At 43.7% G+C, this 24,485-nt stretch carries 17 protein-coding genes; 5 read left to right on the top strand and 12 right to left on the bottom strand.

The features are described 5' to 3' along the window. Nucleotides 1-164: 164 nt before the first annotated feature. From QUB08_RS06935 to QUB08_RS06925, 3 genes are all read left to right on the top strand, one after another. Nucleotides 165-1,187 (top strand): SGNH/GDSL hydrolase family protein, encoded by a 1,023-nt coding sequence (locus QUB08_RS06935; RefSeq protein ID WP_333224063.1) that lies wholly within the window; start codon nt 165-167, stop codon nt 1,185-1,187. A gap of 142 nt (nt 1,188-1,329) precedes the next feature. Further along, complete coding sequence (locus QUB08_RS06930; RefSeq protein ID WP_333224141.1) at nt 1,330-3,510, top strand: hypothetical protein; 2,181 nt, start codon at nt 1,330-1,332, stop codon at nt 3,508-3,510. A gap of 12 nt (nt 3,511-3,522) precedes the next feature. Further along, complete coding sequence (locus QUB08_RS06925; protein ID WP_333224062.1) at nt 3,523-5,355, top strand: DUF6798 domain-containing protein; 1,833 nt, start codon at nt 3,523-3,525, stop codon at nt 5,353-5,355. 105 nt (nt 5,356-5,460) lie between these two features. On the opposite strand, the gene QUB08_RS06920 is transcribed toward QUB08_RS06925, so the two are convergent. From QUB08_RS06920 to rfbC, 4 genes are all read right to left on the bottom strand, one after another. Continuing rightward, nucleotides 5,461-6,435, bottom strand: coding sequence for a glycosyltransferase family 2 protein (locus tag QUB08_RS06920; RefSeq protein WP_333224061.1), 975 nt, complete (start codon nt 6,433-6,435; stop codon nt 5,461-5,463). A 92-nt stretch (nt 6,436-6,527) separates the two neighbouring features. Next, a complete protein-coding gene (locus QUB08_RS06915) occupies nt 6,528-8,321 on the bottom strand; it encodes a hypothetical protein (RefSeq protein ID WP_333224060.1) in 1,794 nt (597 codons plus the stop codon). 221 nt (nt 8,322-8,542) lie between these two features. Further along, nucleotides 8,543-9,421: a dTDP-4-dehydrorhamnose reductase gene (gene rfbD / locus QUB08_RS06910; RefSeq protein WP_333224059.1), complete on the bottom strand. Its 879-nt coding sequence runs from the start codon at nt 9,419-9,421 to the stop codon at nt 8,543-8,545. A 2-nt stretch (nt 9,422-9,423) separates the two neighbouring features. Continuing rightward, nucleotides 9,424-9,969, bottom strand: coding sequence for a dTDP-4-dehydrorhamnose 3,5-epimerase (rfbC, locus tag QUB08_RS06905; RefSeq protein ID WP_333224058.1), 546 nt, complete (start codon nt 9,967-9,969; stop codon nt 9,424-9,426). Between the two features lie 50 nt (nt 9,970-10,019). On the opposite strand from rfbC, the gene QUB08_RS06900 reads away from it, so the two are divergent. Together QUB08_RS06900 and QUB08_RS06895 are read left to right on the top strand one after the other, a co-directional pair. Further along, nucleotides 10,020-10,694, top strand: coding sequence for a methyltransferase domain-containing protein (locus QUB08_RS06900; protein ID WP_333224057.1), 675 nt, complete (start codon nt 10,020-10,022; stop codon nt 10,692-10,694). Nucleotides 10,695-10,834: 140 nt separating this feature from the next. Next, nucleotides 10,835-11,434: a Uma2 family endonuclease gene (locus QUB08_RS06895; RefSeq protein WP_333224056.1), complete on the top strand. Its 600-nt coding sequence runs from the start codon at nt 10,835-10,837 to the stop codon at nt 11,432-11,434. A 56-nt stretch (nt 11,435-11,490) separates the two neighbouring features. On the opposite strand, the gene QUB08_RS06890 is transcribed toward QUB08_RS06895, so the two are convergent. The 8 genes from QUB08_RS06890 to QUB08_RS06855 all read right to left on the bottom strand — a co-directional run. After that, nucleotides 11,491-12,555, bottom strand: coding sequence for an NAD-dependent epimerase/dehydratase family protein (locus QUB08_RS06890; RefSeq protein WP_333224055.1), 1,065 nt, complete (start codon nt 12,553-12,555; stop codon nt 11,491-11,493). Between the two features lie 109 nt (nt 12,556-12,664). Further along, entirely contained in the window at nt 12,665-13,342 is a 678-nt protein-coding gene (locus QUB08_RS06885) for a Uma2 family endonuclease (RefSeq protein ID WP_333224054.1), read from the bottom strand. Between the two features lie 217 nt (nt 13,343-13,559). Beyond that, nucleotides 13,560-14,360, bottom strand: a complete 801-nt coding sequence (locus QUB08_RS06880; RefSeq protein WP_333224053.1) for a glycosyltransferase family 2 protein — start codon at nt 14,358-14,360, stop codon at nt 13,560-13,562. 3 nt (nt 14,361-14,363) lie between these two features. After that, nucleotides 14,364-16,463, bottom strand: a complete 2,100-nt coding sequence (locus tag QUB08_RS06875; protein ID WP_333224052.1) for a hypothetical protein — start codon at nt 16,461-16,463, stop codon at nt 14,364-14,366. A 278-nt stretch (nt 16,464-16,741) separates the two neighbouring features. Further along, complete coding sequence (locus QUB08_RS06870) at nt 16,742-18,742, bottom strand: chromosome partitioning protein ParA (RefSeq protein WP_333224051.1); 2,001 nt, start codon at nt 18,740-18,742, stop codon at nt 16,742-16,744. Nucleotides 18,743-18,800: 58 nt separating this feature from the next. Next, entirely contained in the window at nt 18,801-21,806 is a 3,006-nt protein-coding gene (locus tag QUB08_RS06865; RefSeq protein WP_333224050.1) for a peptidase domain-containing ABC transporter, read from the bottom strand. Nucleotides 21,807-21,938: 132 nt separating this feature from the next. Beyond that, a complete protein-coding gene (locus QUB08_RS06860) occupies nt 21,939-22,688 on the bottom strand; it encodes a peptidylprolyl isomerase (RefSeq protein ID WP_333224049.1) in 750 nt (249 codons plus the stop codon). A 295-nt stretch (nt 22,689-22,983) separates the two neighbouring features. Further along, on the bottom strand, nt 22,984-24,485 hold a 1,502-nt coding region (locus QUB08_RS06855), incomplete at its 5' end, for an O-linked N-acetylglucosamine transferase, SPINDLY family protein (RefSeq protein WP_445300898.1).

Here is a 24,485-nt window from a genome sequence, read left to right as displayed (position 1 = left end):
ACAGGCTTTCGGGCCTGTTCCACAAAAAGTAGATTTTCTTGTGGAACGGGCTTCTAGCCCGTTGCTGATATTGGTGCGATCAATCTAATTAAATTAGAGCCATGAACTAGATAATACTGGCATGGCAGTTTATTATACTTTTGCTGACGTTTCATATTATGTTAATGAGAAAAAAAAATGCTAAAAATGTTGCTTTCAGATTAATAACATATCTAATTTTTCCAATTTTTTTATCCACCACCACGGCTGAAATCGTCTTGCGAGTTGCGGGATACAAACCCTGGGAAATAGAAAATCTTGATGTTGTGGTCGAACCAAAAGGTAACTTTTTTACCAAAGACTCCGAACTCGGCTACAAGCATTTGCCGGGTAAATTCAAGGTGATACTTAACGGCAATTACTCATTTAATACAACTCATATCAATAATAGTTTAAGAATAACCCATCCCCTCAATACTTACAATTTATCGTCAAAAAAGCCTGAAATTTGGATATTTGGCTGTTCTTTTACCTACGGTTGGTCATTGAATGACAGCGAAACTTATGCTTGGTTGCTGCAAGAGAAATTACCCAAATATGAAATAGTGAATTTTGGCGTTAACGGCTACGGCACGCTGCACTCGTTGATTCAATTCAAAGAAGCACTCAAACAAGGAAATAAACCCAAAATTGCGGTGATTGCTTATGCGGGATTTCATGACCGCCGCAATACTTTGTTAAGGGCGAGACGAAAGCAAATGGCTGCTTGGAATAAACTGGGTATTTTATTCCAGCCCGATGCTAGGTTGAATAGAGAAAATAATTTTACCTACAGCATGGCAAAACTTGAATATACCGAGTTCCCGCTGATGCGGGTTTCTGCATTAAGCCATTTTTTAGAGGTTAATTACAATCAATTTGAAGAGGGATTGTACAAAAGTCACGATGTTTCTAAGGCAATTATTGAAGAGTTTAACCGGGTGGCCGAGGCTAATGGTGTTAAGTTAGTTGTGGCCGGAATTAATGTCGGTTCTGCTAAGATGTTGGGGGAGTTAAGTCAGGAGGGAATTGCTACGGCGGATATTTCGGTTGATTTGAAAATACCTGCCAATAATAATTTACCTCATGACCTGCATCCAAGTGCGATCGCGAATCGGCAATATGCAGAAAAGTTGGAAGGTTTTTTGCAACGTACTGTTTTAAGGTAACAATCTTGGACGCGCATCCATACCAAAGAAACCGGGTTTTTACCGAAATTAAAAGTTTTGATGCAAGATTTTGGCAAAAAAACCCGGTTTCTGACTACCCGTGCGTCCAGGACTATACAATTGATTGAGGGTTGCTAGAGTGATGGAAGTATTTGATGTTGTTTCTTTTAAATTGCCTCGAAAATTTCTAATAGATGGGTTTTTCCTGTTTTTACTTGTTCTCCTCACAGTTGCAGTAACATCAATCTATGTATCCAGCGAACATACTTTTTATTGGTGGGATTACGCGGGATACAATACCGCTACAGTCAACACGGCAAATTTATTTCGAGAGTCGCCAGATAAAGCATGGCGCGGAGTTATAGAATCGCTATCTAAGGAAAAAAACCTGTTAATTTCTCTGCCGTTAGTGCCGTTTATTCTCTTATTTGGCGATTCTCGGCTGAGTTACATTCTCAGCGTATCCCTAATTTATGTGCTGCCGTTTCGCCTGTTGCTGGGGGCAATTTCGGCAAAGCTAATTCCAGTTTATCCCCGCCGGGTATTTTGGTCAACGGTGCTGCTGAGTTTATTAATTCCTATGAGTTGGATACCGACTCTGCGGGGATATCTGGATACTGGCGGCTGTGTGTTTGTAGCCTTGGCAATTTTGGTTTATTTGCAGGATGTTAAGCTGAAATCTTGGTGGAAAATCCCGTTAATTGGGTTTTTGCTGGCGGTGGCGATTCTGTTGCGGCGCCATTTTGCTTATAGTGCGATCGCATTTTTTGGTGCAGCAACTTTACAGGCTTTGATAGAGTTTATTGTATTAATATACCGTAAGGAAACGGCCTTGTCCTCTCCCAAAGACAAGGACGGAACAGTGCCGTTTGCCTATAGATGCTTGTTTGAATCCGGTATCAAATTGGGTTTGATAGCTGCAACTAGCTTGACTATTTTAATGTTGGTAGCGGGAGATTTTACTCGCAGTGCTCTGACTGTTGACTACCGCAATTTGTATGTCGCTTGGAGTTTGCCTGTAAATGATATTTTAACTCGTTATGGGTCTTTTTACGGTTTGGGAACTTGGCTGCTGGTAGTGATTGGTTTTTCTGCGGGAATTCTCACTCGAATCCTGGTTCCGGCGGCGGCTATTTTTGTTTCGTTGTTTGGGGTTTTGTCGCTGATTGAATGGCTGTTAGTTTTGCGTTACGGCTACTTGCACTATACAATTCATATTACACCGATCGCACTTTTAGGACTATCCACATTTTTCTGGACAACTTGGCTGACACTCAAGGGAAAAGTCCGGTATTTCATGCTGGGCGCGGCGGGTTTGTACCTGGTTTTGAATGCCGCAGTCGGGTTAATTCCTCTCAAAATTGATTTGTCAAGACTGTTTATGGCTAATTTTCCGCCGTTAGTGCGATCGGACTACGACGAAGTTGTAAAATTAGTAGAGTTTCTGCGAAAATTAGCACCCAACGAAGAACCGATTTATATTGTCGGTGCTTCTAACAATTTCAATGCTAACATACTCAGACAAGCCAACCGAAAATTAAACCCGCCGGAGGGTTGGTGGAAATTAAATACCATCGGGAGACCGCAAATTGACTCGCGCGATACTTACCCGCTACCGGAGTTGTTGCAGGCACAATATGCGGTGGTTGCTGTACCTTTTCAGCAGGTGTTACCGACTGACGAACAAGTTTTGCGATCACACGAACAAGATGTTGTTAAAGTTGTGTACGATGCCTTTACTCAAAACTGGGAAATTGCCCGCGATTTCCAATTGCTACCGGAACAGTTTAAGCTAGAAAACGGCGTGACTGTCAGCGTTTACCGGAGGATGCGGCCGACTGATACAGCAACGGCAGTTAGGACTCTGGAGGCGATGCAGCGGCAAATAGTCGATCGACCAGGCACGCAGTTAGATTGGATTAGTTTGCATCAATCCATCTACACAAGTGTCAATTATTCAGTCAGTCAAGAATCGGATAACATATATAATATTGTAACTCATCCAATTAAAAACAGCCAGAAACTCGCTACATCTTTTCTGTATTTAGGTTCCATTTCAGACAAAGTAAAAGTTACGGGCAAACTCAATTTACCTAACAAACAATGTCCGGGAGTTGTCCTGCGCTTGACTTTGTGGGACAAGCAAGGTAAATTAATAGACTCAGCAGAGATGGCTTATAGTCCAAAAAGTGCGATCGGCTTAAATCTATTAGTTGAGAGCAAAAATCCCCTTTATCCGCTGCTTGAGGTATTGAGTAGCAGCAAACAGGATTTAACAAACCAATGCCAACTAGAGATTAACAATTTGGCTGTCAGTAGGTAAGTTGAACCGTCAATGCAAAAACATCAAAAATCCCACTGGTATTTTAATCTATCTCTCTATACTTTTGTCATCATCGGCTCCCTGATGGCAACTGGCTATATTTTTCCCATTGGAGGGAATTTTCCCGAAGTGCCGCCAATTCAATTTATGCTAAATCCTGAACTGTATAAAAATGATTATTACGTTCAGGAAATGGTGAAATTTAATCCGAGATATTACTATTATTATATCATCTATTTGCTCGCCAACTTAGGAACCAGCATTCCCCTAGCGCACTTTATTTATCAATTTATAGCCTTCGGTTCATTTATCTTAGCTTGCTACGCAATTATCAATATCTATACTAATTCAAAACTGCCAGCAGCAGCGATGGCTTTTTTATGTATAGCCGCTTCATTTACCGATGTTGGTAACACGCTGATATTTTCCACCAAATCAGTACCCAGTACCTTCGCAATGGGTTTCGCAATCTGGGGAATTTACTTTAGTTTGCGCCAGAAATGGTTGACCGGATATTTATTTTTTGGACTGGCTTGTCTGCTGCAATTTTTAGTGGGTTTGTTGCCGGGATTGATGATGGTTCCCGTTTTATTTATTGAATCTGTAAGACAGCGGAAGTTCAAAACATTGATTTTGGCGATCGCACTTTTAGCAGCAATGGCAAGTATCGTTTACGTACCGATGTTATTAACAGGTACTACCAGCACTCAAACTATCGACAACGCCGATTTTGTCTACATTCACGCAAAAGTCCGCAACCCCCACCACATCCTCCCGTCAAATTGGGATTTGGGGAATTGGTTCAACTTTATATGTTTCATAATTGGTGGGTTGCTGTGCATCAAAAATTCCGATTTATTGCCAAAAGAAGACAAGATTAATTTTTATGTAATTGTTGGCACATCAATTTTTGCATTATTTATAAATTACGTATTTGTCGAAGTTTATCCTTTAGCTTTTATCGCCAAACTACAGTTAGCTAGAACTGTACCTTTTGCTCAATTAATTATATTTATTGCTGTTGCTTTGACGGTAGATAGACTTTACATAGACAAACAAATAGCTGTTAGCTTGTTGATGTTAGCTGTACTAACTTTGCCCTTTAGGGGTGTCATTTTCTTAGGATTATCAGTTTGGCAAACAAAAAATTACGTATTGTCCAAACGATATAATATATTATGGTGGATTTTAGCAGCAGGAACGGTAATTTTCAGCTTGATATATCCGGTGACTGATTCATGGGAAATAATTGGCGATCGAATAATTAGCATCCCAATCTTTTTCTCAATCCTCGCCTTCCCATTTATTTTAGAAAAAACATCCCTAGCTACATCTATAAAACAGACTCTAACTCACACATTAGCCTTAATAACTACCGCCACCTTAGTTTTTGGAATAGCAGGAATTCTGCCCAAACCTATATTAAATGTATTTCAAACAAGAGTTAATATCAATGCGGTTCCCAGAGACGACTTAAGCAAATTAGCTGTGCGATTTTCGCAAAGTAGCAGCCGCGATTCACTCGTATTAATTCCCCCCTCAGTTACCAGCTTCCAGTTTTTCTCCGAAAGGGCGATTGTCGTCAACTTCAAGAACTTTCCCTTTACCGAAAAAGGCATCAAAGAGTGGCAAACTCGCATGGAAGCTGTTTTAGGAATTCCCTTAAACCCGCAAATGATTTGGGGCGGAAATGACTTCTTCATCCGCCGCAGCAGTGGGGATTTAGTCAAAGTAGCCAGAAAATATCAGGCAGATTATATCCTCACTCGTAGCGATTGGCATCCAAATATTCAAGGAGAAATCGCAGACAAACAAGGCAAATGGATACTGTATAAAATCAGATAATACTATTCTTGAAAATATGAGATATTTCTTCAGTCTGCGGAGGCAGACTTTGCTTGTGTAGAAGCGATTTCAATCGCCGTTTCAATCGCCGTTTCCATCTTGCGGTTAAATATCAAAACCAGAATCATCAATAATTTCGCTAATTTGCTTATCCACATAATCAGCATCCACATTCCGCGCCATCAACTCAGCTAAAATCCCCAAAGAAATCAACTGCACCGACAGAATTGTACACAAAATCCCAAAAAATAACAAAGGTCGATTGCCGATCGGCCCAAAATTCATCCCCGCCAAATTCAGAAACCAAATAACTATCAAATAACTCAGCGAAACAGTTCCCACCAACCCAAAAGACAACCCCAAACCCCCAAACAAATGACCCGGTTTGTGTAAATACTGCGTCGTGGCTAACACCGTCAACAAATCAATAAAACCCCGCGCATAACGTTCCCAGCCGTAATTCGATTTTCCGTGCTTTCGCGGATGATGTTCCACAACTACTTCGCCAATTTTAAACCCTAAATTGTTTGCTAAAGCTGGAATGTAGCGGTGTAATTCCCCGTACAATTTAATCGACTGCAAAACTTCCCTACGGTAAGCTTTAAAACCGCAATTCATATCGTGCATTTGCACCCCTGTCAGCAAACACGCAACGGCATTAAACAGCTTGGAAGGTAAAGTTTTAGAAAGCGGGTCGTTCCGCTGTTTTCGCCAACCGGAAACTAAATCAAATCCCGATTCTAAATGATGTAAAAATTTGGGAATTTCAGCGGGGTCATCCTGAAGGTCAGCATCGAGAGTAAAGATAATTGTCCCTGCTGCATTGCGAAATCCTGCTGAAAGTGCGGCGGATTTGCCAAAGTTCCGGCGCATTTTAATCGCTTTAATTAGTTTGGGATGTTGGCTAGCTAAATCTGTGATTTCTTGCCAGGAATAATCGCGGCTACCGTCATCTATGAAAATGACTTCGTAACTGTCAATTCCCGTTTGGAACATGACAAGTTGGATTTTTTCAAACAGCAATTTGAGGGTAGCTTCTTCGTTGTGAACGGGGATTACGAAGCTGAGATGTTTTGACATAGGGCTATTTTATTTCATTTGTGTTGTAAATGAGATTTTTTTATTAACCGCAGAGGGCGCAGAGGGCGCTGAGGAGGAGAAGGAGAGGTTTTTTAGTTTTTATTGATAACTTGGGAGTTTCGCAAGGCTATCCAACCTTCGCGGTTTTTAAATGAGGCATAGGCTGTCAATAATTTATCTGTTGGGTATGTTTGAATGTATCCTCTCCAAGCGGCGAATTCGTAGGAAGGGCCAAACAGTTTAACTAAATCTGGGCGCGGAAATCCTGACATGGCGAAACCTCGAACGACATTTTCTTGGTTGAGAATGGCAATACATTTTACATTGTTTTCGGGGTCTCCTACCCAGCCAATTACTCTCGCTGCTGTTGGTGCAAGTTTGGTGGCTGTATCAAAAAATCCGGGTACTCCGTCTTTGGGCGCTGACAGTAAATTTGCGTCGATTTGTGTGTCTAATGCTGCACAGAAATTGTGTTTTTTGATGTCTCGGTTAAATGGCACTAAATTGTTAGTTTTTAATGCGTCGATTAACCCGACAAAAGCGGCAGGTTTGTTGCCTACTCGGTCTTTAATTAGGGTTACGTCGGTGATGCCTAATTGCAGTGATAATGCTACTAACGGTTGATAGGTTGCTCTGCGGGCGATCGCCATTGCAGTTTCGCCTCCCACCCCGTACATTAAAATAATCGCAACTGTGGCGACTGCAAACAGCGGTGTCAGCCAACGCCCTTGGATTCTTGGTGTTGGCTGCCACTCGCGCACCCACAATACTGTCAGCACAATTGTGCTCATCCAAAACAAAGCTGGGAGTGTGGCGTAGCGGGAAGCGGTGGCTTGTTCGACGCCAAATCCCGATCGACTAACTGCGGCCATTAACGCCGTTTGCAGCGTGTAAAGTTGGATTGATAGCCAAGGTAGCCAATCCAGGCGATCAACCTTTTTTACAAATAGCCAATAACCCACAAAACCCGTCACTGAAAGCAAACCAATTATACCAATAATTGAAGCAAAAATAATATTTTCGCTAAATATTCCGCCGAGATAAGTGGGAATATATTCGATAGTTTTGAGCGGGTTAATTTTAGTTAAAGAAGGGTGATGAGATGGAGTTTTATAAGTTAAAAAATAAATGCCAATCACCGCAATCGCAGCAATAAAATACAAATAAGTTATTCGCCGAGGAAACCGCAGCACAACAGCAGCAGCACACAATATCGGCCACAAAGCTAAAGGAGTGCTGTAACTAATACAGCCTAAAACGCCAAAAATAATGCTGCAAATTACCCACTTATTTTGTAAAGGCGGGGGCGGGCACGGGGGCACCGCCCCTACAAACTCGTTACCAGGCTCTGCCTCCCTTTTATTTAATAAATCTGTCGCATAGGAGTGCAAACAAAATATCGAACAAATCACAAATAAATTAGCAATTATCCAGTGAACGCCGCTGAATCCCCGCATCCAATTGTGAGCCGCCGCCGGAGTAAAATTAAAAATAGAAATGCAAAGGAGTAGTGAGATAAATTGCAGCGGAAAACGCCTCAATTTTAATGGCAGCAGAGCAATTAATACATGGCACTGAATCCAAGCCAAGAACCAGGCAACTAAACATAAACCAATATTTGAACCTTTGGTGAAGACTATATTCAAGCCATAAATAATTGCCGGAATTAAGACAAAATGCTCGTTCGCCCGAAATATCCAATTAAAAGGATTTGTAGAGAAACCGTCTACTGAATAAAAATTCCAGGTCATCCACCAATAATCAAAATTAGACAAGTCTCCCGCTTGGGATATCAAGTACAAAATATATGACGCTGGTATTAGAATGCCGAGAATTGATGCGGCAATTAAAATATATTGTTGCTTGACTTTCATGGATTCAGACATGGGGTATTTTTAATTAATGGGGCAGGTTTAGCGACGCACTCCCGACAAAGAAACCGGGTTTTTTATTTAATCTCTAGGCTACAGCGAAGGATTTTCGTAAAAAACCCGGTTTCTGGCCACCTGTGGATAAGTCCTATTGTCCTGAATCCCTAAATTTTAGACTAAAGTTCAAACTCCCAGATTCAATGCTGCAAGTAAATCTAAAATCTAAAATCTAAAATCTAAAATCGACTGACTTCTCTTGCCAGCATTTGTCTGAGTCCTTGCCGCCAGTGGGGAGGATACGTACCCAGAATTGCTGATATTTTTACCGTAGAGAGAACCGAAAAAGCGGGGCGTTTTGCGGGTGTCGGATATTCGGCGGTGGTGATGGGAATTACGCGCTGAACTTTTAGGGGAAGGCCGAGTTGTGCTGCTTCCTCAAAAATGGCGATCGCAAAATCGTACCAACTACAAACACCGCTATTAGTGTACTGGTAAGTCCCAAAACTTTCTTGCCCAAGGAGAGGAATAATTTGGGAAGTCGCCGCACTTAAATCGCCCGTCCAAGTAGGACTTCCGATCTGATCTGCTACTACTCGAATTTCTTCCCTTTCCTTTCCCAACCTCAGCATGGTTTTGACAAAATTACCTTTGCCACTATTGCCGTAAACCCAGGCTGTTCTAATAATAATATGTCTGTTTCCCGCTTGCCGAATTGCTGCCTCGCCTGCTAATTTCGACTTGCCGTAAGTTCCCAGTGGATTCGTAGAATCTGTTTCCAGATAAGCAGAACTGTGACTACCGTCAAATACATAATCAGTGGAAAAGTGAATCAAACTTGCTCCCAGTTTTTCACATTCTTCTGCGATAATTCCGGGTGCAATACCGTTGATGGCGTTTGCTAATTCCGGTTCGCTTTCTGCTTTGTCTACCGCTGTGTAAGCACCCGCATTGACGACTAAATCCGGTTGAATTTCAGCCATTGCTTGACGGATGCTTTCGGGTTGGGATAAATCGAGGCGAGTGCGATCAACCGCAATAACCTCTCCCGAAGATAATAAAATCGGCTGCAATTCTTGAGCTAGCTGTCCGCTGCCACCTGCGAGTAAAATTTTCATAATCAAAACACTTGAGCTGTTTTCAACGTTTGTCCAGCTTGGTCTTTAGCTGATAAGATTGGTTGGGCACCATCTAGCGGCCAGTCGATCGCCAAATCCGGGTCATTCCACAGGATACACCGCTCGTGTGCCGGTGCATAATAATCTGTAGTTTTGTACAAAACTTCAGCAGTCTCCGAAACCACTAAAAAACCGTGTGCAAATCCCGCCGGCACCCAAAATTGCCGTTTATTTTCTGCACTCAGCAAACAGCCAACCCACTTTCCGAAATTCGGCGAACTTTGTCTAATATCCACCGCTACATCAAATATTTCGCCAGCAACTACCCGCAGCAATTTGCCTTGAGGCTGCTGCAGTTGGTAGTGCAAACCGCGCAGCACATTTTTAGAAGATTTGGAATGATTGTCTTGCACAAATTCGGCCGTCACGCCTGTTTTTTCTACAAAAGCTTTGTGATTGAAACTCTCAAAAAAGAAACCGCGATCGTCTCCGAAAATTTTCGGCTCAATGATCAGAACTTCCGGTATTTCAGTAGATATAACATTCATAGTGGGCTGTATCGCGTGATAAACTCATACTCAGTCTAGGCTATTTTACTATGAAAACTGACACATATCTCAAAAAGTTGTATGCCAACCGCTTTGATTCGCGACAAATGCAAGCTAAGATTGCACTCTGGAAAGTTTTAATTGACGATTTTTTGCAAAATTATGTTCCTCCCGAATCCGCGATTTTAGATATTGGCGGCGGTTACTGCGAGTTTATAAATCAAATTAGGGCTGAAAACAAATATTTAATTGACCTCAATCCCGATTCAAATTTATTAGCCAACCCTGATGTAAAAGTGCTGAATATTGATATTTTAAATATTGGCAAAAACCCAGATTTTAGCGAGCAATTTGACCGAATATTTATCTCTAACTTTTTTGAACATCTCCGCAACAAAGAAGAACTAATCCAAATTATTGCATTTTGCTTTGAAGCGCTTAAGCCAGGGGGTTCTATCTTAGTTGTCCAACCAAATTTTAAATACTCATTCAAAGAATATTACGATTTTATTGACCATCAATTACCGATTACCCACTTATCGCTGCAAGAGCTTTTACAAACAGTCGGGTTTGAAATCGACTTAATTATACCAAGATTTTTACCGTTTTCGACAAAAGGCAGACCTGCCTCGCCTTTGCTGTTAAAAGTTTACTTGAAATTACGTTTGTTGTGGCGGTTTTTGGGAGGGCAAATGTTTGTCAAAGCATCGAAACCAAACAATTAATGCTCCGGGAAAGCGATCGATCTCGATCGCCGCCCCTAGACCATTTCAATTGTTATAATAAAAATTGCAAGTAGTCCTGTAGTTTGGGCTGGGCAAAATCAGGATAAATTTGCTAAAAAAGCATCAATTTTAGGAAAAAAATGATGACACAAACATCCCGCGCCATTGCTGTGAATATTCCGCCGACACTAACACTCACCGTTACCCGCGAACAGTTCGTTGAATTGGCGATCGCCAACCGAGAATTACAATTAGAAAGAACAGCACAAGGAGAGTTAATCGTGAATCCACCAACCGGAGGCGAAACAGGATACAGAAATCTCGATATAGAAGGACAAATTTGGTTGTGGAACCGTCAAACTAAACTAGGTAAACCGTTTAACTCTTCTACTGGTTTTCACTTGCCCAATGGAGCCGATCGCTCTCCTGATGCGTCTTGGGTGCGTCAAGAAACGTGGGACGCACTCACCCCAGAACAAAAAGAAGGCTTTCTTCCCTTAAGTCCTGATTTTGTGGTAGAACTTCGTTCTAAAAGTGACAATATGAAGCCACTGCGAGAGAAAATGAAAGAATACATGGAAAACCAGGTTCGTTTAGGTTGGTTGATAGATAGAAAAAACAGAAAAGTGGAGATTTACAGGCAAAGTCAAAATGTAGAAGTGCTGGAAAATCCTGGAACTTTGTCGGGTGAAGATGTGTTGCCGGGGTTTATTTTAGATTTGACAGAAGTTTGGGGATGAAGGCTATTATTGCGGCACAGGCGTCTGGCCAGCGTGCATCTGTAGTTAAAAAATCCCTACAAAATCGAACTTAAAACCACCTCATTAGCAGCAATCCAATCATAAATATCCTGCAAAGCCGCTTCCGGCCCAATAACAGGCCGCCATCCTGTTTTCTCCATCACCCTAGAAGAATCAGTAATAAAAATCGGAATATCCCCGGCGCGTTCCTCCAAAACAGGATTAATTGAAATCGATTTACCCGTAATCTTTTGGCACAAATCAGTTGTCTCAACCAAAGAAAGACTGTTGCTCAAACCGCCGCCCACATTAAAAACTTCGCCGTCAAATTCAGCAAAATGTTCTAACTGATAATTAACTAACCTCAACAAATCTTCAACGTGCAGCAAATCCCTAACCTGCTTCCCACTGCCACCAAAACCGATATAACTCAGCGACTTTTGAAAATAGTGAGCCGCCACCCACAAACCGCAAACTCCCTGATCTACTTTACCCATTTGCCAAGCCCCGGTAATTAACCCGCAGCGGTTAATAATTGCGGGCACATTGTATGCTTCCCTGTATTCCTCAATCAGCAATTCCGAAGCTAATTTAGTTGCTCCGTAAAGCGAACGGTGTCCTTTTAATGGGAAGTCTTCTGATATGCCCAACTCCGATATACCGGGTAAAGTTTGCTCAGGGGCGATCGCAAATCTATTCGGCAACTCTAACAGTTTAACAGATTTGACACTGGCGATCGGATAAACCCGACTCGTAGACAAAAACAGCAAACTAGCACCCGTTTGTCTCGCCAACTCCAAAACATTCACAGTACCCAGTAAATTCGTCTGCAAAACGTACTGTGGTGAACTAAAACCAGCCAGCACAGAAGGCTCCGCAGCACAATCTATAATGCAGTCAGTATTCAGTGCAACTGGATCTAAATCCGCCGCGGTGCGAATATCCCCGTAAACAAACTGAATCCCCCAACTTTTAAGCCGAGGCAGATTCAATTCTGAACCCCGGCGACGCAGGTTATCTAAACAAATTATTTGCCATTCCGGGTGCAGTTTCTTCAGGCCAATTGCCAAACAACTGCCGATAAAACCCGCACCGCCAACAATTAAAATTCTCTCAGGCATAGACTCAACTTTCTTAGAGGATGAATTACTGCTGTTAAATGATTTAAAAATGGGTGTTGAGGTATGCCTCGCATTAAAACTGAATCATGTTGTCTCTGAATTTTTACAACTATTCTGGTTCAATTCCCAAAGCCCGCAATTGATTCGCTAAACGCTCGACTCGCTCTTGAGCTTGTGCAGCTTTTTGCTGTGCTTGCATTGCAGATTCCTCTGGTGTAGCAACTAACTCACCATCTGCGGTAAAATAACGCAATTTCCCATCATGAATTCCCAGATATAATTCTAGTACCTCACTCCACAATCTACCAAATTCATTGGCAATGATAGCTTGATATTCTTGACCGATTAAACGAAAACCGCTCAACTCTAAATCTTCAGGATCGAACCAAAAGTATTCGGGAGTTCTAAACCGATTCTGATATAATATCTTTTTTTCGTTGCGATCGACTCTAGCGGTAGAACTAGATAGCAATTCGATAATTATATCTGGGTATCTCCCATCTTCTTCCCAAACTACCCAGGAACGACGCGGACGTTTTTCTGTGTTTCTTATTAGAAAAAAATCCGGACCGCGAAAATCTCGATTTCGCAATTGTTGCTGGCTGTAGTAAACCGTCAGGTTTGCTCCAACAAAAAAGTCGTTGCGCTCGCGCCATTGCCATTCCAAACAGGCAACTAATAATGCTAGTTGAATATAATGTAGGGAGCTCTCCATTTCCGGTTCGTCACTTTCTAATTGACTGGCATCTGGCATCAATTTTGCCATTTCTTGGGCTGTAAAAACCATGACTTAATCCTCCCAACTTAGTATATCTTTTCAACCAAATTTCCCCATAGCCTCCTAAGTTAAATTTTACCGCGCGATCGGATTTTTCAGCCATTTGACCATTTTTTCATAACCATTCCGCAGGTTGCGCCCATTACCTAAGTTGCAGTCCCGATTTTGGTACGCAGTAGTATCGCCATCAAAGTATCAATGGCTGCGCTGCCAAAATCATTAGTCATCATTCCTTCGCAGTCAAAACTTCAGTCCTTGACTTTGGCAATAAATCTAATTTCAATTCATTCATCTTTTTAGTTCGGTGGTAGTCGCCGCGAGAGAGATGTTTTTCGAGCCAGACATACAAGACAATAAACAAATACCGACTCCCCATCTCTTTTATTTTTAGTTTAGAAATGCCGGCCGTCCGATTGTACCATCTCAAAGGAATCACCGTATAGGAAAAACCCCGGACAATTGCTTTTAAAGGCAGTTCCACTGTCAAATTAAAATGATGGCTCAAAATCGGTTGTACGCCTTCAATTACTTCTCTGCGGTAAATTTTAAAAGCATTGGTAACATCGCTGTACCGCAAGCCGAAAATACTTTTGACAAACCAGTTTGCTAAGCGGTTAATTGCTAACTTGTGAATTGGATAATCAACCACAAAGCCGCCTTTGATAAAGCGCGAACCGAAAACGCAATCATATCCTTCTTGCAGCTTGCGGTATCCTGCTACCAAATCCATCGGATCGTCGGAAGCATCCGCCATCACAATTGCCGCAGCATCTCCGTCAAATTCCGCCAATCCCCGGCGCACAGCAAATCCGAAACCGTTGGGAGGTTGATTGTTGATGTATCTCACTGTGCCAAAAGTCTCTGACAACTCCTGGCAAATATCAATAGTTCGATCGACACTATTGTCATTCACAATCAAAATTTCGTGCGGAATGCCTTCTAAATCGAGCTTCTGGGCGATCGCCCGCACAGTACCGTACAAACAGCCCTCCTCATTGTGGGCTGGTATAATCACAGAAATTTTCACTCCTCATCCTCCGCGCAACTCGACAAACTGGTTGTCAAGAGGATTATACACCCAAGCTTTAATTTCAGTTTGGGCGATCGGCAAATTATTATCCGACAAATCAACAGCCCACCTTGCATTACTGTATAACTCAGATTTTAAACTCTCCGCAATGTCGGGACTGTCCAAATTTACATAAGCGTTAGCAAAAAAAGATTTTTTGTCCCCGACAGATAGCAGTACAATATTCGGCTGTTGCAATTTTTCTGGCAAAACCGCCCAACCAGCAGCCTTGACAGCATCATTTTGCTTAACAGTCAAGGATTTATCGCTAGTTTGAGGTTTGTCTAAATAACCGTAAACTTTCTCGGTATTAGAAATAAACTCTACATTTTTCGCGAACTTTATCCAACCTATTTTGTCGATTATTGCAGCGCCTTCTCTCACCAGCCAAGTTTTTTTGCTCAGCACCCTCAAACAGCTTTCCTGCGAATTATTGAAAAAATCCGATGGTTCGAGATAGTTAATTAACTGCAAACAATCTTGAGCGCCTTGTTTGTAAATAATTGCCGATCGAGTTTGGGCGATCGCCTGTTGAGAGTTAACAATAATTGTGGCAATTAACAGCCCTGCAACTACGCGATAAATAAATTTATAATTCCTCTTTAACTTAGCTTGTATTTCTTGATAATTACCTCGGACAAACAATTGCCCTAGCTGAACCACAGCAATTAATAACAAAATCGAATTAGTCGTATATCTCGACGATTCGATCGCCTGAATCGCCCCAAATTCTGCCCTACCAGCCGTAATAAACAGAGCCGATAAAACCGAAAACAAACCTATTGACAGCCAAGGTAAAGCCTGATATTGCACTCCTAAATCAATTTTGGAATGAGTATCTTGCCGTAATCCTAAATGAATTGTGGGATGGGCATCTTGCCCGTCCAGCGTCGCAGCCTGAACCACGTTCATAACTGAGTTGGGATTGCTATAGCTTTCAGCAATATCATTTCTATCTGTCATTGGGAGGAACGAAGCAATCGCAGGGGCTGGAGATTGCTTCGCAGGGTTCCCAATGACAAAGAAATAGAATACAAAAAATAAGAAACTTGCAAATATTAGCAATCCAACTAATGCTGAAATTCCAGGCGATCGCACAATTGGCGAACCCAACAGACTTAAAAAGTAATCAATCACCACAAGCGGCTTATTCAACAATGAAATAATACTTGCTTTCCGGCTAGGATGATAATCAATTGAGTAAACAGCACCAGTTGCCAAAAACAGCAGCATCCAGACAATAAGTCTTTTTCTTTTCTGCGCCGCATTTCCTTCTACAGCCGCCACAGCGGGAATTGCAGCCAACCAAGAAAGCAAACCTTGGGCCAGGGAAAAACTCGCAATAAAGCAGAATCCAGCCGCAATCGATATTTGAATATCGTAGGGACACGGCAGTGCCGTGTCGGTACTCTGTTTGATCTGAGGTGTTGCATCATTCTCAAGAACGGGCAAGATGCCCGTTCCACAAAAATTCAATCTTCTTGTGGAACGGGCATCTTGCCCGTTCCTAAATAGCTTATTAATCGTGGTGGAACATCTCTGTTTCATCCGATTAAAAACCGCTATATTAGGCAATAATTTGTGATTTGAAATCAGCGCATAAACCGCAGCGACAAAACACAAATTCACGAAAAACCAAGCGAGTTGAAATCCCCAAAGCCAGTTTTCGTGCTGAACTAGAGAGAAAAGCAAAATACAAGTTAAAATATTAGCTAAATGCCACAAATCATCCGCGACATTCTTAACTTGCATCGAGGATAACTTGTACATAGCGATAAAACTTATCGCAGCCAAACCTATGCTGAGACACAACTGATAATTAATATTCCATCGGGAAGCAAAAGCCAGCACCGCAATAATTATTTTAGGGAAAAGTATACGGTGGTTGCTGTGCAAAGCCCAAAAATCGTTAAAAGTTACATTTCCCGCAGCTATTTTTTCAAAAAGGCTAGCTAACCTCCACTCGTCATCAACGGGAACGTTAACGCTAAAATTCGCTACAAATCCGATTAATAAGAGGACAGGAATTAGATATAAAGTAAATAATATGATTTTTTTCATTAATATCCAATCCGGTAGCATCGGAATTGTAAAATCTAGTCATATCATGTCCGATCGATTAACCATAATATCCCGGTCAGAGCGGGTTTTTGATATTGTCAATTATTCGCAAGTATTGTTGCTGAACCCGCCCCTACAAAAATCGCGATCGCTCGAACGGACATGATATCATCAGCTTTTCGACTGACAATCAACCGTCAACCATCAACAGTAAACCGTCAACCGTCAACCGTCAACCGTCAACCGTCAACCGTCAACCGTCAACCGTCAACTGTTCGCTACTTAATAGTCTTGAACGTATCCATTTTCCCAGTAAATCGGTTGATAAACATCTGCAATACAGTCCGCTTGCCGATATTAATATTAGAACTCACGGACATTCCCGACTGCAAGTTCACCTCCACTTCATTTGCCTTGCCCTTGTTCAAAACGAACTTCTGATTTTTGAGCTTAATTTTGGTTTTGAAAGCGTAGTATTTCCGCAGTTCAGTAGGAGGCTCAGCATCGCTGCTAATCTCTATCACTTCACCCTCAGCAGTACCAAACTCCAGCGCCGGGAAAGCTTCTACATTCACTTCCACAGGCACGCATTGGTATTTCGTCAAACCCAGTTTCTCTCTGTTAACTTCCTTCTCTGGACAAACGCAACTTTTACCTATTTCGCAGTCAATCTTTTCTCCGTCTAATTGCTTGCCGTGATACTGCTCCAATTTTGCCCGCTTCTGTCTCAAAGCATCCAATACCAGAGCCACATTGCTGTTTTCCAGGTAAACCACTGCTTGCAGACCGTTGTCGTCATCCAAAACCTTGAGCAGCTTTTCAGTTTGCTGCGCTTCGTAATAAGCTTCTTCGCAGCGTGCTGGGCGCGGTTCGCCCGGTTTCACCACCGAATTAATAATGGATTGGCAGATGGGATCTTTCGCCATATCCAACTTAGCTTTCTCCTTGGTAGAAGGCTTCAAATCAAAGATTACACCCGATACCGGAGCTTTCAGAACTTGAGTGTCGCGGTTTTGTTGAGCCTTTTCTAGTTGAGCGTTCACCTCGGACAACTTTTTCAGGTTTTCCACTTTGAAGCGGCTTAGCTGAGAATCGCTGCTGGCAATTTGTTTCTGGTTTTCAGCAATTTTGGTATAAAGTTCTTTCGCCCAGGAATCCTTGGTGTTTTTCAACTGTTCTTCGGCGCGGGCGATCGACTCCTGAATGCGCGCTTGCTCTCCTTGCTGGCGCTGTATGTCAGCACTAATTTTTTGGATGTCACCTTGACGCGCGTTAATTTCGCCTCGGCGCGTATTGATTTCACCGAGGCGCGTGTTAATTTCGCCCTTGCGAGAGTTGATTTCACCTTCGCGCTGCTTGATTTGATCTTGCTGTTTGAGAACGTCGCTTTGGCCTCTGAAAACATCTTGTTCTTGACGTTCTTTTTGCAGTTCAGCGATGGCTCCTTCCTCTACCAGGGGGGCGAGTCTGCCTAGAATGTTTTGATTCGACTTCAATACTTGTTGGGATTTCGCTAACTGTTCTTGGGCCAAATCTCTCTGAGCCAGGGCTGATTTTACTTGCTCTTGCGAAGAACCTAACTGCTGCTGAGCATAATTTAATTGGTTCTGGGCAAAACCTAATTGTTGCTGTGCCACTGTCATTTGATCGCCGGCGGCTTTTTCAGCATCCTGAGCTTGCTTCAGTTGTTTTTCCAACTCCTGAACTTGGCCTTGAGCAGCAGCAACGCGAGACAGAAATTCCGATCGATAATTAACATAAAGTCCTTGCTGAGCAGCATCAAAATTTCCGCTGGCTCCCCGATTGAGGTACAGTTCGTCAATCAAAGCTTGCAGCACTTGATTTTGTGCCGTAAGGCTCTGTCTGTCCTTGATTGTTGATTCTAGGTTAGAAGGAACAGGGCCTTGAATTTTGCCGTTGACAACATCTTCGTAAAATTTATTTTCCTTTTCCAGAGCTTCTTTAGTTTTCTGAACCGATGTTAAATCGGCACTGGGTGCAACTGGGTTGAAAGTGAGCAGAGGCTGGTTTTTTTCCACACGATCGCCATTTTCAACGTGAAGTCTCACCACAGCGCCCGTAGCAGGTGCTTGGATGTCTCTAGCACCATCTTTGAGCTCCAATTGGCCCACAGCGGGGACAGCTTGCTCTACGCTAGCAAAATAAGCCCACACTACAGCAGAAGTGGTCATCAGCATGATCATCCACAAAAACAAGTGCGACCAAATCGCTGGTTTTTCGAGAATGACTGGTTGCTCAGAAAGTATTAACGATTTCATAGCCATTTGTTAGTTCTCAGTTGTTAAGCGTTAGTGATCAGTTGTGAGTTGTTAGATATCAGGTATTCGATGACTCTTGTTGTTGGAAGAGGCAGTAGTAACGCCCTTTAAGAGCCATTAATTCTTTATGAGTTCCCCGCTCGACTACAGAACCTTGATCCATCATAATAATTACATCAGCGTTTTGGATGGTAGTCAGGCGGTGAGTAATGAAAAACACCGTGCGGCCAGCAAAAGCTTCTGCTAAGTTATTGCAAACTTGGCGTTCGGAATGGTAGTCGAGGGCGCTTGTAGCTTCGTCCAAAATCAGCAGTTTCGGGTTTTGCAAAATCGTCCTGGCGATCGCCAAACGCTGTCTTTGACCCCCAGAAAGCGACGCACCCCGCTCTCCCACCACCGTATTGTAGCCAGCAGGCAAGCCCATAATAAAATCGTGAGCTACCGCTAATTTGGCAGCTCGCACAATCTCATCCGTACTCGCATCGGGATTACTCAGAGCAATATTTTCCTGCACAGTACAGTTAAACAGCAAAGTATCTTGCAACACCACCCCAAGTTGGCTGCGAAGCGAGTACAGTTCCACCTTAGAAATGTCATAGCCGTCTATAAAAATCCGGCCCGAAAGAGGCGGATAAAGACGCTGTAACAGCTTCATCGCCGTACTTTTACCGGAACCGCTTCCCCCCACAATTCCCACAAAACTGCCAGCAGGAAATTCCAAATTAACATTAGCTAATTGCAGTGCCCCGCTTTCTAGAAATCGGAAGGAAACCTCCTCATAGGTAACCTGCCCTTGAATTGCTGGCAGCGGGATATTGCTGCGGTCTTCATCGCTGGTTTCCGTCGGCGTATCGACCACATCCTTAAGCATATCGATCGACATCGAGACTTCTTGGAAACTCTGCCAGACGCTGACAAAACGCAGCAGCGAACCAGTCACGTTCCCGGAAATAATTCGGAAAGCAATCAACTGACCCAAAGTAATCTCATTTCCCAGTACCAAATAAGCTCCCACCCACAACTGAGCTAAGTTACCCACCTGGTTTAAAAAGCTGCTAACCGTACCTGCCGCAGTCCCCGTGATAATTGTTTTAAAACTGGCTGTAATGTATTTTGCGTAGCGGCTCGACCACTCCCAGCGGGATTTCAATTCAATATTTTGAGCCTTAACAGTTTGAATCCCGCCGACTACTTCCACTAAATAAGATTGAGAGTCAGAAAAACGCATATTTCTCTGTTTTATCAGGCGCAGCACCAGCGGATTGATTAGAACAATCATCAGCCCCAGTATCGGTACCACTGCCAAAGATACTGCCGTTAGCTGCACGCTGTAGGAGAGCATCACGGCGACGTAAACCACCGAAAATACCGCATCGAGAACCACTGTCAGAGCTGTACTCGTCATGAATTCCCGAATCTGGCCCATCATGCTGAATTTGTAGACCAGATCTCCCACACGCCGATTGTCAAAGTAATTTTGGGGTAGCCGGAGCAAGTGGTCGATTACCTCCGCACTCAATTTGACATCGATGCGGTTTGAGGTATCTATAAACAAAAAGGTACGCAAACCGTTGAGCAGTCCTTCAAACAGGGCAACACCTAACAGAAAGGCACCCAAAATATCCAAGGTGTCAATGCTGCGCTGACCTAATACTTTATCAATAATTATTTGGCTGATTAATGGGTTGGCAAGACCAAATAACTGTACAAAAAACGAAGCAAGCAACACCTCAAAAAACACTGTCTTGTGTTCCATGAGGGCCGGCACAAACCACCAGAAGCTGAACTGCTCTTTTTGCTCAACTTGCGGAGCTTGCAGCAGCAGAACTTCTCCTGATTCTCCCCATATTTCTTTAAACTGAGGTATCCGCTTCCGCATCAGCCCCTGTTCGGGCGTAGCGAGCACCAATTCTTGCTCGGTGATGCTGTAAATAATGGCAAAGCTATCTTGCCATTTAATCATTACGGGAGCTTTGATGCGGTTGATCGCTTCTGCGGGAACTTGCGCCAATTGGGGCGTGAGGCCGATGCTTTGGGCGATCGCCCCGCAGGCTTGCATACTGATAGAACCGGCGGTTTTTAACTGATTTTCTAGAACTTTGCGGATGATATCTCGACGAAATTTGAGGCCGAAATACTTGCTCAACATCTGGAAACAAGCTAACGGGCCCTCAATCTGCCCTTTGGCGCGGAAAACTGGGTATCTCGCCCCATCCTTTGTTTGGGGGTCGGTTTTGGGTTCTGGGGGACGGTCTGGGCCGGGTAAAACCTCGATCAATTTTCCACCGATCGGCTTGGGCCCTGGGTCTACTATATCTGTCGGGCCCAATGGGTCTGTTTCTTGAGGTTCTGGGGGTTCCCGGAAACCTACCAAGCGGGCGCCGAGGCGGCCTTCTACTTTTAAGGATTTGGCTGCGTTTTCCACAGAGAAGCGGCTGCCGGTGGGAAAGTCGCCTAAGACGCCGCTGCTGACGAGCCAAACTCGATCGGCATCTAGCTCTTTGGCGATGTCTTGAGTTTTTTTGTTGCCGTTTGGTACGTTAACAACTGTTGCGTCTTGCCAAGCTTGCAGGGTGAGTTCCTTGAGATTGGAAGTGCCGTCTGCTTGGCGCTGCAATTCCAGGCTCAACAGTTCAAATACTTCGCTCAAGGAACAGTGTTCGCGAAAGGCTTCTCCAAATGTCGGCTGTTTTTCCAGTACGCTCAGGAAATCTTCGGCAGGTAGGACGATCGCGATCACATCTGTAGAAGCGATCGCGGTTTCGCAGGGAACCCCCCTGAGCAAGCCAGCCCAGCCCAGGATTTCCTTCGACTGCACCAAGCGTAAACTTACGTGGCGCTGCGAGCGCTGGTCAAAGCCCAGCAGCCGCGCCTGACCTTGATAGATAATTGCCACCTGAGTCGGCATTTTTTCCCGTTCAAACAGGGGTTGCCCCGTCCGGTAGCCAAGGAGTTGGCATTTAGCCACCAAGGCTGTCAGAGCCGTCTCTGACAGTCGGTCAAAGGGAGGTGTTTGAGCTAGGAAATCCTGAATTTGGGAGAGGGAAACAGCGGAAGAAGTCATCCAATTTTAGATTTTAGATTTTAGATTTTAGATTGAATCCACAGATGAATCCAGGGGGTTTTTGTCAGGATGCTACGCTTTTTCAAGTCTCCACGGATAAATCCGGGGGCCCCTGACCCAATTGCTTGATTGTCATGAAATTGAAGACACGGAGGAGAGGGGCTGTAGCGGGCCTATTTGCGATATCTGTTCGGCGAGCCAGCTTTCAAAGAGTTCGTTAATCAAGTGCAGCCGCATCGATTCATCGAGTTGGGCCGGCATGAACTTTTCTAGTCGAATAATTACCATCCATTCTGCCAGAGGACGCGGCGTCCAGAGTTGATTTGGCTGGCTGACGGACAAAAGTTTGCTGATTGCCGGGTGGGGCTGGCTGAGGGGTACGGGGCCCAACAAGCCGCCTGACTTCGACTCGGGCCCTTCGGAATAGTCCCGGGCCACTTCAGCAAAGGTTTGTTCCCCTTCGAGGATGCGAAAGTAAAGTTCGTTTGCCAGTGCTGGATTTTTGGTGCGTACCAGGGAATAGACTACGTGGTCTAGGCTGGCTTTGCGGGTTAAAAAATAATTATCTACTTTAGGTCTCCAAGTGGCTTGCTTAAATTTTTCGATCAGCAAGGGCCTAACGGCCATCTCTTGAAGTTCTTCTTCCGTCATATTTTGGCCGCGCAGCCAAGCTTCTTTGGCTTCCGGGGCTGTCAGTTGGTGTTGTGCCAGAAAGTTCTCGACGGCGGATGTGCGTTCTTCGTCGCTGCAAGTAAAGGATGCGATCGCTTGGTCTACTATTACACCGCGCAAGAATTGCGGCATTAACTGGTACCGCTTCAGGAGCGATGGCATATCCTGAGCTTGCAGTAATTTATCGCCTATTTGAAAAAGTCCTGTCATTTTTTTATCTCCAACTGACTTGCGCTTCCCCTTTTAATTTAGCTGTGGCAGGAAAAGAGCGACAACCACTAACCCCTCGATTCCCCGATGATAGCAGACCGTCAGTGGGCTAGCGCTATTGCTGTCTATTTCTTGACGCTCTGCCTAGCGAGGGGTTCCCCGCGGGTCTCATAATGGTAGCGGGCTGCGAGAGTGGGAGAGTGGGAAAATCTTTAATTCTGCCCTCTTCCTTCTTCCCTCAACATCCATCCGTTAAATCCCGTACACTGCTTAGTTGCTGAACTTCCTTCTTCCTTCACTCTCGCAATAGTCTTTCAAAGAGTGTTCCGAGTTGTGCCGAGCAAGCGCGACTGTCGAGATATTTGGGGTTGGCCGCCATTTTTTGCTTGATTCGCTCGCGGTAGTGCCGACGCAGTTCTGGGTTGGTTCCCAGTGCTGTGCTCAGCTCTAAATAAGAGTTCTCGCTGTTTGCTACCAGTTCCGGAAGTAGTAGTTCTTCGATCACTGCGGCTGATTGTCGCGATCGAGTTGTTTGCCCTTTTCTTACCACTACAGGTAATCCGGCCAACAGGGGTTCTGCTAAGGAGCAGGCACTGCTGTATGGATAGGAGTCTAAATATATATCAGCCAATTCCAGACATTTTATGCAATCTGCGCGAGATGGCAGCGCCTTAATCACAACTAAGCGCTTTTTGTCAATCCCAAATTCTGCAAAGAGCGATCGAATTTGTTTGTAAAAAGGCACCGTCGGATAGTTTTCATTGCGGGAACGAAAGGGATACAAAACTAAAATAGAATTTGGTACCGCCGCAATAATTTTTGCCCAAGTTTCTCTCAATTCTGGGATAATTGTCAAAGCTTGAGCGCCGGACATGAACACTACAGAGTCATCGGTAGCTCCCCAACTCCTGCGAGTCGGTTCAACTCGGCCAGGTGCTGATCCTACAGTATAGCTTAAACAAACTCCCGACCCTTCTAAACTAATTAATTTTTCGCGATACTCTGCTGCTGCACCTGCGGGCAGTGCCAAATCTCCGGCAATGAAATAATCGATATTTCTGGTTCCGGTGGTTGCGGGGGTTGATACACCGCTAGCTATTTGCACTCGTGCTAGTCGGTGCAGGCACAGGAGGGCGCTTTGTTGAGAAGTGTCGGTAGTATTGGTGCAGATTAGCAGAATATCTAAATCGTGCGATCGCATTTCTCGGACTTGATGGGGCAAATCTTCTGACAGTTGCACCAGTTTGTCAGCGCAATTTTCGCAATATTTCCCCAGTCGCTCGTCTTGTACCTGGAAATAGTACACGATTATTTCAAATTTGCTTCTGTCTAAATATTCAAAACTCCCAATTGCAGCACGAGTCTCGGATTCATCACTAATTTTATCCAGCAAAAAGCCAACTCTAATTTTAGTTCTTTCAGGTTCTCTCTGAGGAAAATTCCATTCTATTTGACTGCCGATATTTTTCAAATGAAATTCCAGAATATCAGCTCGCTGACTCAATATATTGAGCAGATTGACCTCGCTCAAATACAAAGCTTGGAAGCTAACATTTTTCGCAATAAAAGCCGCCAAATAACGCCAAACTTCTGAATCTGGAAAACTGGCGATATTAGCTGCGACGTACTTGATTAACTGCTGGAAATATTCAGAGTACCTTTCTACTTCAGACTTTGGTTTAAACTGATATTTTGCACCCTTCTCAATTACTTGTTGAGGAACAGGCAAGATGCCTGTTCCACCAGAAAATTCATCTGTTGTGGAACCAACAGGCAAGATGCCTGTTCCACCAGAAA

The sequence above is a fragment of the Microcoleus sp. BR0-C5 genome (genome assembly GCF_036705045.1).
Classification (GTDB): domain Bacteria; phylum Cyanobacteriota; class Cyanobacteriia; order Cyanobacteriales; family Microcoleaceae; genus Microcoleus.
The sequence above is the reverse complement of the archived record's forward strand: the minus strand, read 5'-3'. Positions and strand labels throughout refer to the sequence as shown.

Excerpts from the sequence above, each read along its gene's own strand:
- QUB08_RS06930 (WP_333224141.1), top strand. The coding sequence starts at position 1,330 with ATGGAAGTATTTGATGTTGTTTCTTTTAAATTGCCTCGAAAATTTCTA.
- QUB08_RS06860 (WP_333224049.1), bottom strand. The coding sequence starts at position 22,688 with ATGACAGGACTTTTTCAAATAGGCGATAAATTACTGCAAGCTCAGGAT.
- QUB08_RS06915 (WP_333224060.1), bottom strand. The coding sequence starts at position 8,321 with ATGTCTGAATCCATGAAAGTCAAGCAACAATATATTTTAATTGCCGCA.
- rfbD (WP_333224059.1), bottom strand. The coding sequence starts at position 9,421 with ATGAAAATTTTACTCGCAGGTGGCAGCGGACAGCTAGCTCAAGAATTG.
- QUB08_RS06875 (WP_333224052.1), bottom strand. The coding sequence starts at position 16,463 with ATGAAAAAAATCATATTATTTACTTTATATCTAATTCCTGTCCTCTTA.
- QUB08_RS06870 (WP_333224051.1), bottom strand. The coding sequence starts at position 18,742 with ATGAAATCGTTAATACTTTCTGAGCAACCAGTCATTCTCGAAAAACCA.
- QUB08_RS06935 (WP_333224063.1), top strand. The coding sequence starts at position 165 with ATGAGAAAAAAAAATGCTAAAAATGTTGCTTTCAGATTAATAACATAT.
- QUB08_RS06925 (WP_333224062.1), top strand. The coding sequence starts at position 3,523 with ATGCAAAAACATCAAAAATCCCACTGGTATTTTAATCTATCTCTCTAT.
- QUB08_RS06900 (WP_333224057.1), top strand. The coding sequence starts at position 10,020 with ATGAAAACTGACACATATCTCAAAAAGTTGTATGCCAACCGCTTTGAT.
- QUB08_RS06895 (WP_333224056.1), top strand. The coding sequence starts at position 10,835 with ATGATGACACAAACATCCCGCGCCATTGCTGTGAATATTCCGCCGACA.
- QUB08_RS06885 (WP_333224054.1), bottom strand. The coding sequence starts at position 13,342 with ATGGTTTTTACAGCCCAAGAAATGGCAAAATTGATGCCAGATGCCAGT.
- QUB08_RS06890 (WP_333224055.1), bottom strand. The coding sequence starts at position 12,555 with ATGCCTGAGAGAATTTTAATTGTTGGCGGTGCGGGTTTTATCGGCAGT.
- rfbC (WP_333224058.1), bottom strand. The coding sequence starts at position 9,969 with ATGAATGTTATATCTACTGAAATACCGGAAGTTCTGATCATTGAGCCG.
- QUB08_RS06920 (WP_333224061.1), bottom strand. The coding sequence starts at position 6,435 with ATGTCAAAACATCTCAGCTTCGTAATCCCCGTTCACAACGAAGAAGCT.
- QUB08_RS06865 (WP_333224050.1), bottom strand. The coding sequence starts at position 21,806 with ATGACTTCTTCCGCTGTTTCCCTCTCCCAAATTCAGGATTTCCTAGCT.